Annotated in this window: 11 protein-coding genes; 4 read left to right on the top strand and 7 right to left on the bottom strand. The window is 50.4% G+C overall.

Features of this window, described 5'->3' with window-relative positions:
* Nucleotides 1–638: 638 nt before the first annotated feature.
* The gene (locus tag CJP72_RS13125; protein WP_162381794.1) at nucleotides 639–920 is read left to right on the top strand and encodes a YjcB family protein; all 282 of its coding nucleotides are present in this window, start codon (nucleotides 639–641) and stop codon (nucleotides 918–920) included.
* Between the two features lie 229 nt (nucleotides 921–1,149).
* Here CJP72_RS13125 and ssb1 read toward each other — a convergent pair whose 3' ends face one another.
* Nucleotides 1,150–1,671: a single-stranded DNA-binding protein SSB1 gene (gene ssb1, locus CJP72_RS13120; protein WP_162381792.1), complete on the bottom strand. Its 522-nt coding sequence runs from the start codon at nucleotides 1,669–1,671 to the stop codon at nucleotides 1,150–1,152.
* A 250-nt stretch (nucleotides 1,672–1,921) separates the two neighbouring features.
* Here ssb1 and uvrA point away from each other — a divergent pair, with 250 nt between their 5' ends.
* Nucleotides 1,922–4,744, top strand: a complete 2,823-nt coding sequence (uvrA, locus tag CJP72_RS13115) for an excinuclease ABC subunit UvrA (protein ID WP_162381791.1) — start codon at nucleotides 1,922–1,924, stop codon at nucleotides 4,742–4,744.
* Between the two features lie 90 nt (nucleotides 4,745–4,834).
* Here uvrA and CJP72_RS13110 read toward each other — a convergent pair whose 3' ends face one another.
* The gene (locus CJP72_RS13110; protein WP_162381789.1) at nucleotides 4,835–5,191 is read right to left on the bottom strand and encodes an MmcQ/YjbR family DNA-binding protein; all 357 of its coding nucleotides are present in this window, start codon (nucleotides 5,189–5,191) and stop codon (nucleotides 4,835–4,837) included.
* 141 nt (nucleotides 5,192–5,332) lie between these two features.
* Nucleotides 5,333–6,046 (bottom strand): acid phosphatase AphA, encoded by a 714-nt coding sequence (gene aphA / locus CJP72_RS13105; RefSeq protein ID WP_162381787.1) that lies wholly within the window; start codon nucleotides 6,044–6,046, stop codon nucleotides 5,333–5,335.
* 394 nt (nucleotides 6,047–6,440) lie between these two features.
* Here aphA and CJP72_RS13100 point away from each other — a divergent pair, with 394 nt between their 5' ends.
* Both CJP72_RS13100 and CJP72_RS13095 read left to right on the top strand, forming a co-directional pair.
* Nucleotides 6,441–8,189, top strand: a complete 1,749-nt coding sequence (locus tag CJP72_RS13100; RefSeq protein WP_446714967.1) for an ATP-binding protein — start codon at nucleotides 6,441–6,443, stop codon at nucleotides 8,187–8,189.
* Entirely contained in the window at nucleotides 8,179–9,537 is a 1,359-nt protein-coding gene (locus tag CJP72_RS13095; protein WP_162381783.1) for a sigma-54-dependent transcriptional regulator, read from the top strand. The genes CJP72_RS13100 and CJP72_RS13095 overlap by 11 nt, the downstream gene beginning before the upstream one ends.
* On the opposite strand, the gene CJP72_RS13090 is transcribed toward CJP72_RS13095, so the two are convergent.
* The 4 genes from CJP72_RS13090 to sucC form a co-directional block, all read right to left on the bottom strand.
* Complete coding sequence (locus CJP72_RS13090; protein ID WP_162381781.1) at nucleotides 9,526–10,599, bottom strand: Ldh family oxidoreductase; 1,074 nt, start codon at nucleotides 10,597–10,599, stop codon at nucleotides 9,526–9,528. The genes CJP72_RS13095 and CJP72_RS13090 overlap by 12 nt on opposite strands.
* Before the next feature lie 11 nt (nucleotides 10,600–10,610).
* On the bottom strand, nucleotides 10,611–12,110 hold the full coding sequence (locus CJP72_RS13085; protein ID WP_162381779.1) for a DASS family sodium-coupled anion symporter: 1,500 nt from the start codon (nucleotides 12,108–12,110) through the stop codon (nucleotides 10,611–10,613).
* Between the two features lie 210 nt (nucleotides 12,111–12,320).
* Nucleotides 12,321–13,193, bottom strand: a complete 873-nt coding sequence (gene sucD / locus CJP72_RS13080; protein WP_162381770.1) for a succinate--CoA ligase subunit alpha — start codon at nucleotides 13,191–13,193, stop codon at nucleotides 12,321–12,323.
* 12 nt (nucleotides 13,194–13,205) lie between these two features.
* Nucleotides 13,206–14,375, bottom strand: a complete 1,170-nt coding sequence (gene sucC, locus CJP72_RS13075) for an ADP-forming succinate--CoA ligase subunit beta (RefSeq protein ID WP_162381768.1) — start codon at nucleotides 14,373–14,375, stop codon at nucleotides 13,206–13,208.
* Nucleotides 14,376–14,393 lie beyond the last annotated feature (18 nt).

The following is a 14,393-nucleotide window of genomic DNA, read 5'->3' as shown; positions in this document are numbered from 1 at the left end:
ACGAAACGCCGTGACTGGACTAAACGAATTCAGCCGTAGCACATGCAACTTGAAGCACGTCGAGTCTATAACAAACAGGTGATTAAATTGCATGAATCTATCAACATTAGCAACAGACTTTTCTTGGTAAAAGTCTGATATTGACGGATGATGATAATATTTTCCCGTAAGGCAAACTTGAAGTTAGGCTTATTTTTATTAAGGAATAGGCGCCCCGGCAAGGATTCGGATTTTTCTTAGAAAAATGGCATGTGTATTTTAAAAAATTTCGTTAATTTTTCTGAATGGTTAATTTTACTGAAAATATAAACGAGTAATAAAGATACATCTTTATTTTCCAACGCCCGGCGCTAAATAATTTGAGTAACGGCGCATTCAACCTGAAACATAACCACTAAAAAGCTTCTTCCTTCCTTATTTACCACATAATTACTGTGGTTATAAAGCAGACAAAAAAAGGGCATCACGCGCTGGCGAACAAATCCACAAACGTGATATAGTTCACAAAACAAATGAAACAGAAACAGCGTTTCATTAAGTCTCTTTCTCAAAGCCCGCCGATAGCCAGAGTGCACCACGTCTCCCGTGAACAACGCCGTGCTGTCCAGGGCAGTTGCTATTTTCAGAGGAAATGTTTCATGGCTACCATCACCACTGGCGTGGTTCTTCTCCGCTGGCAATTGCTGAGCGCCGTGCTCATGTTTTTAGCCAGCACGCTTAATATTCAGTTTCGTAAATCAGACGCTATTGGGCTGGCGGTCATCAGTAGCGCGCTGGGCGTGGCCTCCGCCTGTTGGTTCGCTACCGGTCTGCTCGGAATTACTCTGGTGGATATCTCGACCATCTGGAGCAATATCGAATCGGTGATGGTCGAAGTGATGAGCCATACGCCCCCCGAGTGGCCGATGGTGTTAGTCTGACGTAGAGAAGAGTCTCCCCTGTAGGTAACACTGTTCACTTAAGCCAATAAATGAGGGGAAACACCGGGATTTGCTTCCCGGAGGGACGCCAAACCCGGTGATCGCCCCGGATATCCCGGTCTTTAACTAACCGTGTTATGCCCCGCGAAGGCTTTTTAGTCGGCAATAAAAAACCCCCTGTTGAGACAGGGGGTTTCAGAAAACACGTTACCGTATTAACGCATTAATATCAGAACGGGATGTCGTCATCGAAATCCATCGGCGGTTCGTTAGACGGTGCTGGTGCAGACTGCTGCGGACGAGACTGCGCGCCGCCGCTGAACTGATTGCCGCCCTGCGGCTGTTGAGGCTGACCCCAACCACCCTGCTGCTGACCACCGCCTGCCGGAGCGCCGCCGCCCTGACGGCCACCCAGCATCTGCATGGTGCCGCCCACGTTAACCACCACTTCCGTCGTGTATTTTTCTACGCCGGACTGATCGGTCCATTTACGGGTGCGCAGCTGGCCTTCAATATAGACCTGAGAACCTTTACGCAGATATTCGCTGGCCACTTCCGCCAGTTTGCCAAACAGCACAACACGGTGCCATTCGGTCTGCTCTTTCATCTCTCCGGTCGCTTTATCACGCCAGGATTCGGAAGTAGCCAGCGTAATGTTGGCAACTGCGCCACCATTCGGCATATAGCGTACTTCCGGGTCCTGGCCCAGATTACCGACGAGAATCACCTTGTTTACGCCTCTGCTGGCCATGATCGTGTCTCCTGAAAAACGTTTCTTAATAAGTGTAAGCGCGGGATTGTAGCATTTCCAATAGCGCTTTTACTACGTTGCGAGGTCGATTCCAGTCAACAACCTCAGCCATGCATTGTTGCACAGGCACCTGCGTTTTGCATTCCAATACTGGATATCCATTCAGGTTTTATTGTGTCATAATTAACCGTTTGTAGTCACCGGTGGCTCCATGCGACCGGGCAAAAAGCGTTTAATCCGGGAAAGGTGAATGGATAAGATCGAAGTTCGGGGCGCCCGCACCCATAATCTCAAAAACATCAACCTCGTCATCCCCCGCGACAAACTCATTGTCGTGACTGGGCTTTCGGGTTCTGGCAAATCCTCGCTCGCTTTCGACACCTTGTATGCCGAGGGGCAGCGTCGTTACGTTGAATCCCTGTCCGCGTATGCGCGTCAGTTTCTGTCGCTAATGGAAAAGCCGGACGTCGACCATATTGAGGGGCTGTCGCCTGCCATCTCCATTGAGCAGAAATCGACATCCCACAACCCGCGCTCCACGGTAGGGACAATTACCGAAATCCACGACTACCTGCGTCTGCTGTTCGCCCGCGTCGGCGAGCCGCGCTGTCCGGACCACGATGTTCCGCTGGCGGCTCAAACCGTCAGCCAGATGGTGGATAACGTACTGTCGCAGCCAGAAGGAAAGCGCCTGATGCTGCTGGCGCCGGTGATCAAAGAGCGTAAAGGCGAACACACCAAAACGCTGGAGAATCTGGCGAGCCAGGGTTATATCCGCGCCCGTATTGACGGCGAAGTGTGCGATCTTTCCGACCCACCGAAACTGGAACTGCAAAAGAAACACACCATTGAAGTGGTGATTGACCGCTTCAAAGTACGCGACGATCTGTCCCAACGGCTGGCCGAATCGTTTGAAACGGCGCTGGAGCTTTCCGGCGGTACGGCGGTGGTGGCCGACATGGACGATCCAAAAGCGGAAGAGCTGCTCTTCTCCGCCAACTTTGCCTGTCCGATTTGCGGCTACAGTATGCGCGAACTGGAACCCCGGTTGTTTTCATTCAACAACCCGGCGGGCGCCTGCCCGACTTGCGACGGCCTGGGCGTACAACAATATTTCGACCCCGACAGGGTTATCCAGAATCCTGAGTTGTCGCTGGCAGGTGGCGCTATTCGCGGCTGGGATCGTCGTAACTTCTATTACTTCCAGATGCTGAAATCGCTGGCAGAGCACTATAAGTTCGACGTGGATGCGCCGTGGGCCAGCCTGAGCGCAAATGTTCACAAAGTCGTGCTCTACGGTTCGGGTAAAGAGAACATTGAATTTAAGTACATGAACGATCGCGGCGATACTTCAGTCCGTCGCCATCCGTTCGAAGGCGTGCTGCACAATATGGAACGACGTTATAAAGAGACGGAATCCAGTGCGGTACGCGAAGAGTTGGCGAAGTTCATCAGCAACCGCCCATGCGCCAGTTGTGAAGGTACGCGCCTGCGTCGTGAAGCACGCCATGTGTTTGTGGAAAACACGCCGCTGCCGGCGATTTCCGACATGAGCATCGGTCATGCGATGGATTTCTTTAACAACCTCAAACTCGCCGGTCAGCGGGCGAAGATCGCAGAGAAAATCCTTAAAGAGATCGGCGATCGCCTCAAGTTCCTCGTCAACGTCGGTCTGAATTACCTGACACTTTCCCGTTCTGCGGAGACGCTTTCCGGCGGCGAAGCACAGCGTATCCGTTTGGCCAGCCAGATTGGCGCAGGGTTAGTCGGCGTGATGTACGTACTGGATGAACCGTCGATTGGTTTGCATCAGCGCGACAACGAACGTCTGCTGGGAACGCTTATCCATCTACGCAATCTTGGTAACACCGTTATCGTCGTCGAACACGACGAAGATGCGATTCGCGCTGCTGACCATGTGATCGATATCGGTCCAGGCGCGGGTGTCCATGGCGGTCAGGTGGTCGCAGAAGGCACTCTCAACGATATTATGGCGGTTCCGGAATCCCTCACCGGCCAGTACATGAGCGGCAAACGCAAGATTGAAGTGCCGAAACAGCGAGTGGCGGCCAACCCGGAGAAAGTGCTGCGACTGACGGGTGCGCGAGGCAACAACCTGAAAGACGTGACGCTGACGCTGCCCGTGGGCCTGTTTACCTGTATTACCGGCGTTTCCGGTTCCGGTAAATCCACATTGATTAACGACACGTTGTTCCCAATTGCGCAAACGCAATTGAATGGCGCAACGCTGGCTGAACCCGCGCCGTATCGCGATATTCAGGGCCTTGAACATTTTGATAAGGTCATCGACATCGACCAAAGTCCGATTGGCCGTACACCGCGTTCCAACCCGGCGACTTATACCGGCGTATTCACCCCCGTACGTGAACTGTTTGCCGGTGTCCCGGAATCACGCTCGCGTGGTTATACACCAGGACGCTTTAGTTTTAACGTGCGTGGCGGGCGCTGCGAAGCCTGTCAGGGCGATGGCGTGATCAAAGTTGAAATGCACTTTCTGCCGGATATCTATGTGCCGTGCGACCAATGCAAAGGCAAACGCTACAACCGCGAAACGCTGGAGATTAAGTACAAAGGCAAGACCATCCACGAAGTGCTGGATATGACCATCGAAGAAGCACGTGAGTTTTTTGATGCCGTTCCGGCGCTGGCGCGTAAACTGCAAACGCTGATGGACGTTGGCCTGACGTATATTCGTCTCGGTCAGTCGGCGACGACACTCTCCGGCGGTGAAGCGCAGCGCGTGAAACTGGCGCGCGAGTTATCCAAACGCGGCACCGGACAGACGCTCTATATTCTGGATGAACCCACAACCGGCCTGCACTTTGCGGATATTCAGCAATTACTGGACGTGCTGCATCAGTTGCGCGACCAGGGCAACACCATTGTGGTGATTGAGCACAATCTGGACGTGATTAAGACGGCGGACTGGATTGTCGATTTAGGCCCGGAAGGTGGCAGCGGCGGCGGGGAAATCCTCGTTTCCGGTACGCCAGAAACCGTTGCGGAGTGTGAGGCCTCACACACTGCCCGTTTCCTCAAACCGATGCTGTAATCATGCCCGATGGCGCTGCGCTTATCAGGCCTACGGACACATATCCTGTAGGCCGGATAAGTCGCTGGCGACGCCATCCGGCAAAACGGCTCAGGGTTGCGCCAGTATCCGGCGTTTATCTTCAGGCAGCGCGTTCACTGCCTGTTGATATGAGGCGTCAACAAGGTAATAGATCTGCGAATCTGGCAGTGAGCCGTCCAGATATACCGTGCTCCAGTGCGCTTTGTTCAGATGTCGACTGGGACGCACGTCGCTGTGTTGCTGGCGCAATAGCTCTGCCAGTTCCGGGCTGGTTTTCAGAGAAACGGCAGGACGTTCTTCCACCTCTTTCACCATCGCGAAGAGGACATCTTCCACTTTAATTTGTGTGGCTTTCCAGTCGCTGTGCACGCTCTGCTCTGCGCCGGTTTTTGCCATGCAATATTGCAGTAACTCCGAATTGGTCATCGTTATTCCCCTTACCAGCATGCCGCCCACTGAGAACATCATTTATTCAGTGTGCAGCAAGTCAGCGAAAGGTAAAAGTGAACAGCTCAACTTTGTTTAAAAAAACAGCAAAAAGGCAAGCGCAAGCCCCCCTCCACTGCCTTAATATTCTGAGTTGACGATCACTTCTTCACCAAACGCACCCGCCTGCGGCAACGGTTTGTAGGTTGAGTTAGACGCACGCAGAATACGAACGCCCCGAATCCCCACATCACGAGCGGCGGTAATATCGTTATCCGAGTCGCCGTAGAACATCAGGATATTTTTACTCTGTAACCACTGTGTTTTGGTGTTCTGGCCTGCTTTATCACCCGCGAAAATCACCGGATTCATCGCCGTTGCCGGAATATGGAAGTTATCAGCCAGCGTTTTGGAGACGGTTTCTGTTTTCGTCTGACTGCGTCCGGTAACAAAGAAGATGCTGTCGCCGCGACGAACGTGCATGTCAATCAACTGACGCGCAACCTCTTTCGGAATGCTGAACTCATCCCAACCATTATTCATTTTCTCCCAGAACGCCGGATTCTTCAGGTAATCCTCACTGTCCGGCGACCAGGTTTTCTTACCGCGCCAGAAGCCCGGACTGGAAAACAACACGGTGTCATCAATATCAAATCCGACCGCCATCGGGGGACGCCCTGTCAGGCTATTTTCAATCTGTGCCACCGAAACCCAGTGAATGGGAGCTTGCTCTGCGAGTTTAGCGACATTGGTTCCGGGGTTTAACGAAGAAGGAGAAGAGGTCAGTGCTTCAGCGGGACCGTTTAGTGTGAACAATAAGCAAACGGCGCTCAATGCCAACGTTATCTTGCGCATATTTTTCCCTAAATAGTCATCTAGTTATGATTATAAAATTGAGACAGTACTCAACAAAACCCTCCGACCATAACCCCCCAGGGGGGTTAATGGAAGAATTATCTCCGGTTTTGTTATAGAAAAAGAGCATGATCACATCTGAACCTTAATTTATGTTACGGAATGTAATATTCATCGATATAACTACCTGTGCGATAAACCACACAGTACCCGATGTATTCTGCTCACTTACTCACACAATGGTACTATTTCATTTCTCATCATCACTGCGTAAGGAATATACTCGTCGCATTTATCATTACACGTCCATGGATACTTAATGAGAACACCATGCTCTTTTATTATAAAAAATAGGTGGCGCTTTCACATTACAAGTATTTTTCTCCTGCTATTAATGCTGACTGTCTCTGTATTATTTTTACACATGCGTTTTATGACATTAGTCGGCACTGATAAAATGCGTTTAGAAATGTACAAGTCAACATTATATTCAACAATAGATCAATATTATATTTTACCTTATATGTTATCGATGGATAACATAATAAAACAATCTATGGACCCATCGAATGATAATGTCTCGGAGAGACTCAATAAGCATGTTGAATATTTCAACACACAATTAAAAACAGCAGCAATATTTATTCTTAATGCGCAAGGAAAAACAATCGCTTCCAGTAACTGGAAAGAACCCGGAAGTTATGTGGGGCAAGACTATAGCTATCGTCCCTACTATAAACAAGCAATGATGGGACTGAACGGTAGATTCTACGGTATCGGCAGCACAACGAATACCCCGGGATTCTTTCTGTCTACTGGTATCAGACACGAAGGCAAAATTGTCGGCGTCGTTGTTGTTAAAATTAGTCTTAATGACATTGAAAACGTTTGGGCAGAAGGCCCTGAAAATATCATCGTAAGTGATGAACACAGCATTATATTTTTAAGTTCAAAGTCGCAATGGCGGATGAGAACCTTAGAACCATTACCTTCTCAAATAAAAGAGAAACTACAGTTAACCCGGCAATACAGTTTAAATAATCTTTTACCTGCCGACTATTACCCCTGTTTTAAATTCAATGATTTCATTTTTTTAAAAGAGAAATCAAATCAATTTTGTTTATTACCCCGTTTTTACACTCAGCAAATTCCCATACCAGAATTTAACTGGAAGATGACGATCATTGTGCCATTAGATAATCTCTACTGGACATTGGCAATTTCACTGGTAATCACCCTTATATTGTATTTACTGGTACTGGTTATTATCAAATATTGGCGCATGCGCTCGCATGCTCAACAGTTATTAACCCAGGCAAATGAAACGCTTGAGATGCAGGTTAAAGAACGGACTTATGCTCTTGAGTCAATGAATCAAAAACTGCTTCAGGAGATGAAAGAACGCAGCCAGGCAGAGCACATTATTCAGTTAACGCGCAGCGAACTGGCGGAGTCCAACAAGCTTGCCGCCTTAGGACAGATGGCGACTGAAATCGCCCATGAGCAAAACCAACCGTTGGCTGCGATCCATGCCCTGACAGACAATGCCCGCACGATGCTGGCGAAAAAGATGTATTCGCAGACAGACCAGAATCTCAAATACATCATTTCCGTTGTCGAACGAATGACCCAATTAATGTCGGAGCTAAAAACCTTCGCCTCCCGCCATCGGGTGCCAAAAGGTTCTGCGGATGTCATTAAAGTGATGTACAGCGCGGTCGCATTGCTAAACCACAGCATGGAAAAAAATAATCTTGAACGCCGGATTAAAACGCCGTCCAGTCCCCTCTTCGTCGGTTGTGATGAATTGGGTCTTGAGCAGATCTTTAGTAATTTGATAACCAATGCATTGGACGCCATGGAAGATCAGCAAAGTAAACGTCTGGATATTTCAATTTATAAGACAGATCATAACGTTATCATCACACTGAAAGACAATGGCTGCGGATTTTCACCCCAAATTATTGAGCGAATATTTGAAGCGTTTTTCACCACCAAACGTCGAGGTATTGGACTCGGTCTCGCGATTGTCAGCGAAATAGTCAGAAACTCAAATGGGACAATCCACGCCAGTAATCATCCGGAAGGTGGTGCGATGATTACTTTATCATGGCCAGAATGGAGAGAAGACAATGGTAAATAATGCCAGCGATATTACCATTATTTATATTGAGGACAGCGATGATGTGCGTTTTGCCTGCGAGCAAACGCTGACCCTCGCAGGTTATCGAGTTATTTCTTGTTCTCATGCTGAACAGAGTTTACCTGTGATTGAGAGTCAAACGAATATAATTGTACTCACCGATGTCAGACTTCCCGGTATATCTGGTTTAGAGCTATTAAGCCGGATTATTGAAATCGATGCCAAAATCCCCGTTATTTTAATCACGGGTCATGGCGATGTTGAAATGGCCGTTGAAGCCATGCGTAATGGCGCCTGCGATTTTATCGAAAAGCCCTGTAGCTCCGATAAATTGCTCAGCATTATTGCAAAGGCAGTGGAAAAACGCCGACTGGTCTTAGAGAACAAGCAATTACTCACCCGCCTGCAACAAGAAAACGGGCCGATACTGATAGGCCGTAGCCCACAAATGCAGCAATTGCGAAAAATGATCATGAATGTCGCGGATACGGATGCCGATGTGCTTATTTACGGCGAAACGGGTTGTGGCAAAGAAGTGGTCGCCCGCATGTTGCACCACTGGAGCACCCGCCATAAAGGTCAGTTTGTCGCATTAAACTGTGCAGGATTACCTGAAACTCTCTTTGAAAGTGAAATTTTCGGTCATGAGCCAGGCGCTTTTACCGGCGCGCTGAAAAAACGGATTGGGAAAATAGAACACGCGAACGGCGGTACACTTTTTCTGGATGAAATTGAAGGTATGCCGCCAGGCATGCAGGTGAAACTTTTACGTGTACTGCAAGAACGCACCATTGAACGACTCGGCGCCAACCAGTTAATTCCAGTGAACTGCCGCGTTATTGCCGCGACGAAAGAAGATCTGCTGCGCCAGAGTGAAGAAAATAATTTCCGCGCCGACCTTTATTACCGCCTGAATGTGGTGAGCCTGAGTATTCCTCCTCTGCGTCAGCGACGAGAAGATATTCCGGAGCTTTTTTACTGGTTCGCCAGTCAGGCCGCGCAAAAATACAATCGCCCTCTTCCCGATATTTCGCCGATGCTTCTTGCCTGGCTGCAATCACAAAGTTGGCCTGGCAATGTGCGGGAACTTAAACACAATGCCGAGCGCTTTGTATTAGGATTATTAACCCAGCACCAGTCAGTACCGATGACCCAGCAAGAAGAAAGGGGTCTGACCGCTTGTATTGATGCGTTCGAGAAAAAGCTCATTGAAGATATGTTGCGACAAACAGAAGGCCAGGTCAGTTTGACTGCGCGGCTACTGCAACTGCCGCGCAAGACGTTATATGACAAACTGAATAAGCACCAGATCCAGCCTCAACTCTATCGGCTGGAATCAACCAGCTAGCGCCGGTGTCTGGGGGTGCAGACCCAAATCAATGCCTTTGCGGGCGTAGTGTTCCACAACCCATGACCAGAACGCGGCCGGGATCGTGATGGTTTTGCTGTTGCGTTCCCGTGTTTCGGCCTCCGGCATCCCAGGGTAAATAACCGGCCTGCCCCCCGGCTGCGGCCGGGTCGCCAGCAGGTAGTCGGCAAAAAACTGCCCCTTCGCCTCCGCCTGATCGCTGAATTTTGCGGGATCAATGACCAGGGCAAACAGATGGTTATGCGCGGATCCATCCGCCTGATGATCTTCGGCGATCGTATCGCCACCGGATAAGATCCCCGCCATCATTTCAATCATCAACGCCAAACCAAAGCCTTTATGTTCGCCAAACGGTAACAGCGCGCCCGATGGCGAGGTAAACAGCACCCCCGGATCGGTGCTGGGATTACCCTGCGCATCAATCACCTGCCCTGGCGCGGTCTGCTTACCCTCGACAGACATTACCCGCGCTTTGTTCAACGCCATACTGCTGGTCGCAAAATCAACCAGCATCGGCGGTCTGCCATCGCTAAACGGCCAGGCAAAACAGAACGGATTGGTCGTCATGCGAGCCTGCGCTCCCCCCCAGGGAGCGACCAGCGCCGGTCTTCCGGTGACATTGCTCATCGCCAGCATCGCCAGCCCTTTATCGCTCGCCATCTGACCAAAATGTCCCATACGCCCTAAATGGTGCGCGTGACACAAAGTGAGCAGACAAAATCCATGCTTTTTTGCTCGCTCAATGGCGGCATTCATCGCCACTTTTGCCGCGTGCTGACCAAAACCATTATGAGCATGGTAACGCAGCAGATGGCCTTCGCTGACCAGCGCTTCTGGCCGGGCATTCGGTGTCACATCGCCTCTGGCGATGTTCTCAAGATATTTCGGTAAAAGAGTGACGCCGTGGCTGGGAAAACCATACCGTTCGGCCTCAATCATGTGTTCAGCAACATCCTGGGCGATATCCGAATCGCAACCATTCAACGCCAGTAATCCGGTCGTTAACCAACGGACTTTTTCCAGTGCAATTTGCAGTGACATGGCGTATCTCCTTACATCAGACCCAGAACTTTCCACCAGGTGGCGGCAAAAAACAGCAGTAACAAATAGCCAATCACCGTGAGCCAAATCCCCACGCGGGTAAACTGACGCGGCGAGAAGGTATCGGTCCCCAGGCACACCATGTTTTGCGGTGCGTTAATCGGCAAAATAAAACCAAAACTGACGCTAAAGGCCAACAGAACGGTCATACCGATCGGATTAACGCCCAACTCTGGCGGCAGACTGCTCAACAGGCTGATCAGAATCGGCAGCAATGCCGCGGTTAACGCGGTGGCGCTGGCAAATCCAAGGTGAATGACAATCAGGAATGCGGCGAGGATGGCGAAGATCGCCAGCGGGGGTAACGCGTCCAGACCAAAACCTTGCACGACATAATTCGCCATCCAGGATGCCGCCTGGGTATCAAGCAGCGTAGAACCGAGGCTTATCCCGATACCAAACATCAGCAACGTTCCCCACTGCACGCGCTTCTCAACGTCTTTCCACTGCATAACACCAATGCCCGGCATCAGCATGACGGCCAGACCCGCCAGCGTCACAGAGGTCGTGTCAATGCTGTGCAGTTTTCCGCCAGTAGACCAGAACACCAGCAACAACAACGAGATAGCAATCAGGCGTTTTTCTTTCCCCGTTGTGGGCCCCAATTCCGCCAGTGATTTTTTAATCGCATCACTGCCGCCTTCAACCGCTTCCGTTTCCGGTGGCAGCAGTTTTCGGGCCAGGAAGTAGAGGATCACCGACATCGCCAGGCTCCAGGGAGCACCCGCTAACAACCAGTCGAGCCAACTGATCGAATGGCCGGCACCAAAGGTTTTATTGATAAAGCCGATGGAAAGCAGGTTCTGCGCGGCGGAAGTCTGGATACCCACGTTCCAGATACTGGTTGCCTGAGCGATAACAATCATCATGGATGCCGCAAGGCGGGAGTGTTTATCGACCTTAAATGCTGCAATAACCCCCATCATAATCGGCACTACGCAGGCAGTACGGGCCGTGGCGCTGGGAACCACCAGACTCAATACGATGGTCACGACAATCGCGCCAATAATAATGCTCCGGCTACTGGCGCCTATTTTTGACATGGTAAATAACGCTATTCGCTTATCCAGACCGGTTATTGTCATCGCCGCCGCAATAAACATCGCCGCAGCGACCAGAGCGAGCGCAGAGTTCGAGAACCCTGAGAGCGTCATTTTTAGGGCTTTCTCTGTCCCCAAAATCGTGTCCGGATGGTTCATATCCGGCGCAAAGCCAACCATGAAAATAATCAATGCCGAAATCACAATCGCGCTGGCGGTATAATCCATCGCTTCGCTTATCCAGACAATGATCGCAAAAACTAAAATCGCAATCATATGCTGCCCGGCGACCGGTAATGAGTCGCCTAGCGGCAGGAACATAATAATAAGACCGGCAATAATGGCGAGAAACAAACCGGGGTTAGGGATGATGCTACGCTTTTTCGCAACATTATTCGGGACTGATGACATAATCACCTCAACGTAAAAGAGAAAAGACCTGTTTCTCTAATGCAGGTGTTATGCCACCTTTAAAAAATAAACTAACAGACTGTTATTAAAAGATTTTTATAAAAAAAACATCAATATAATGCGTGAATTTCCGCACAGGTGAAAAAAGGTGAATATAAAACCGCACACATAAAAAAGGGGGCTTATCGCCCCCTGTTACACTGCCGTTAATTACTTAATGGCATTCCACAACGTCTCGCCGATTAATGCTGGGTTTCGTGTCCATGCCATTCCGGCTTGATCAAAGGCACGGAATTTATCCTCGGCACTGCCGCTACCGCCAGAAATAATGGCACCGGCGTGTCCCATTCGTTTTCCTTTCGGCGCAGTGACACCTGCAATATAACCAATGACCGGCTTGTTCATTTCATGACGAATAAACTCTGCGGCGCGTTCTTCTGCATTTCCGCCAATTTCGCCAATCATAATGACCGCATCGGTTTGCGGATCATCAGCAAATAAACGCAGCGCATCAATAAAGTTGGTTCCGGGAACCGGATCGCCGCCAATACCAATACAGGTCGACTGGCCTAATCCCAGCGCCGTGGTCTGTGCAACGGCCTCATAGGTTAATGTCCCTGAGCGGGAAATAATGCCGATGCGCCCTGGACGATGAATATCGCCCGGCATAATACCGATTTTACACGCCCCTGGCGTAATAATGCCCGGGCAGTTCGGGCCGATTAAACGGACATCCGGGTGACAATCCAGCAGACGGCGTACTTTCACCATATCCAGCGTTGGAACGCCTTCGGTAATCACCACAATCAATTTCACACCAGCCTCAACGGCCTCAACAACCGAATCCAGAACAAACGGCGCAGGCACATAAATCACGCTGGCATCCGCTTCTGTCTGTTTCATCGCCTCTTTCATCGAATTGAACACGGGGCGATCCAGGTGCAATTGCCCACCTTTCCCTGGCGTGATGCCACCGACGATGTTTGTGCCATAGGCGATCGCCTGTTCGGTATGAAACGTCCCATTTTTACCGGTAATGCCCTGCACCAGAACCCGGGTATGCTTATCAATCAAAACGCTCACGCTAACCTCCAGTTAATTCAGTAATGCGATAATGCGCTTAGCGGCATCATCCAGAGAGCCAACGGCTTCCACCGCGAGGCCGCTTTCCGCCAGCAAACGTTGCCCTTCAGCCGCATTATTGCCAGACAGACGTACCACGACCGGTAAGGTAATTTCCGTTTCCCGCAGGGAGTGAATGATGGCGCGGGCGATCATGTCGCAACGCACAATCCCACCGAAAATGTTGACCAGAATGGCCTGCACTTTGTCGTCAGAGACAATCAACCTGAACGCTTCGCTGACGCGTTCCTGCGTCGCGCCGCCGCCCACATCAAGGAAGTTAGCCGGTTGCTCGCCATAGAGTTTAATGATGTCCATGGTCGCCATCGCCAGCCCAGCGCCATTGACCATGCAACCGATATTGCCGTCCAGCGAGACGTAGTTAAGATCGAGTTTTGCCGCCTGGCTTTCGCGAGGATCTTCTTGCGTTTCATCGCGCATCGCCTGTAATTCCGGGTGGCGATACAGTGCGTTGTCATCCAACGACACTTTCGCGTCAGCGCACATAAATCCACCGTCTTCACGCAGCACCAGCGGGTTAATTTCCAGCAGGGCGAAATCCAGTTCGTTAAAGGCCTTCCATGCCTGATTTGCTAAACGACTGAACGCCGGGAACAGGGTATTTTCAAGGTTCAAAACCGTGAACATCTCCCGAATATGGCAGGGTTGAATGCCCGTCAGCGGATCCACGCTGACGCTGCCGATTTTCTCAGGCGTCTCATGAGCGACTTTTTCAATCTCGACCCCACCTTCCGGGCTGACAATAAACGTCACACACTGACTTTCGCGATCCACCACCATGCCAAAGTAAAGTTCCTGGCGTACCGGATAGATGTTTTCACACACCAAAATGCTGCTGACATACTGGCCTTCTGGCCCGGTCTGATAGGTGACCAGTTGCGAACCGAGCATGTGCTCAGCAAAGGCTTCAGCCTGCTGGAATTGCGTCAACACCTTCACGCCGCCCGCTTTACCTCGCCCTCCGGCGTGGACCTGCGCTTTCAGCACCGCGCCTTTGTTTTCGCTGGCAATGCGGTTCCACGCGTCGGGTAACTCCGTAATATGTTGAATAGCAACTTCTTTCGGGCATGGCATTCCCATGCCGGCCAGTAAGGATTTGGCCTGATACTCATGTAAATTCATAATGTCTCTCGGTGGTAT

The sequence above is a fragment of the Citrobacter sp. NCU1 genome (assembly GCF_010231475.1).
GTDB lineage: Bacteria > Pseudomonadota > Gammaproteobacteria > Enterobacterales > Enterobacteriaceae > Citrobacter_D.
Note: the sequence above shows the minus strand (reverse complement) of the source record. Positions and strands in the feature narration are given on the sequence as shown.

Coding starts and splice junctions, on each gene's coding strand:
- CJP72_RS13125 (WP_162381794.1), top strand. CDS start 639: ATGGCTACCATCACCACTGGCGTGGTTCTTCTCCGCTGGCAATTGCTG.
- ssb1 (WP_162381792.1), bottom strand. CDS start 1,671: ATGGCCAGCAGAGGCGTAAACAAGGTGATTCTCGTCGGTAATCTGGGC.
- uvrA (WP_162381791.1), top strand. CDS start 1,922: ATGGATAAGATCGAAGTTCGGGGCGCCCGCACCCATAATCTCAAAAAC.
- CJP72_RS13110 (WP_162381789.1), bottom strand. CDS start 5,191: ATGACCAATTCGGAGTTACTGCAATATTGCATGGCAAAAACCGGCGCA.
- aphA (WP_162381787.1), bottom strand. CDS start 6,046: ATGCGCAAGATAACGTTGGCATTGAGCGCCGTTTGCTTATTGTTCACA.
- CJP72_RS13100 (WP_446714967.1), top strand. CDS start 6,441: ATGCTGACTGTCTCTGTATTATTTTTACACATGCGTTTTATGACATTA.
- CJP72_RS13095 (WP_162381783.1), top strand. CDS start 8,179: ATGGTAAATAATGCCAGCGATATTACCATTATTTATATTGAGGACAGC.
- CJP72_RS13090 (WP_162381781.1), bottom strand. CDS start 10,599: ATGTCACTGCAAATTGCACTGGAAAAAGTCCGTTGGTTAACGACCGGA.
- CJP72_RS13085 (WP_162381779.1), bottom strand. CDS start 12,110: ATGTCATCAGTCCCGAATAATGTTGCGAAAAAGCGTAGCATCATCCCT.
- sucC (WP_162381768.1), bottom strand. CDS start 14,375: ATGAATTTACATGAGTATCAGGCCAAATCCTTACTGGCCGGCATGGGA.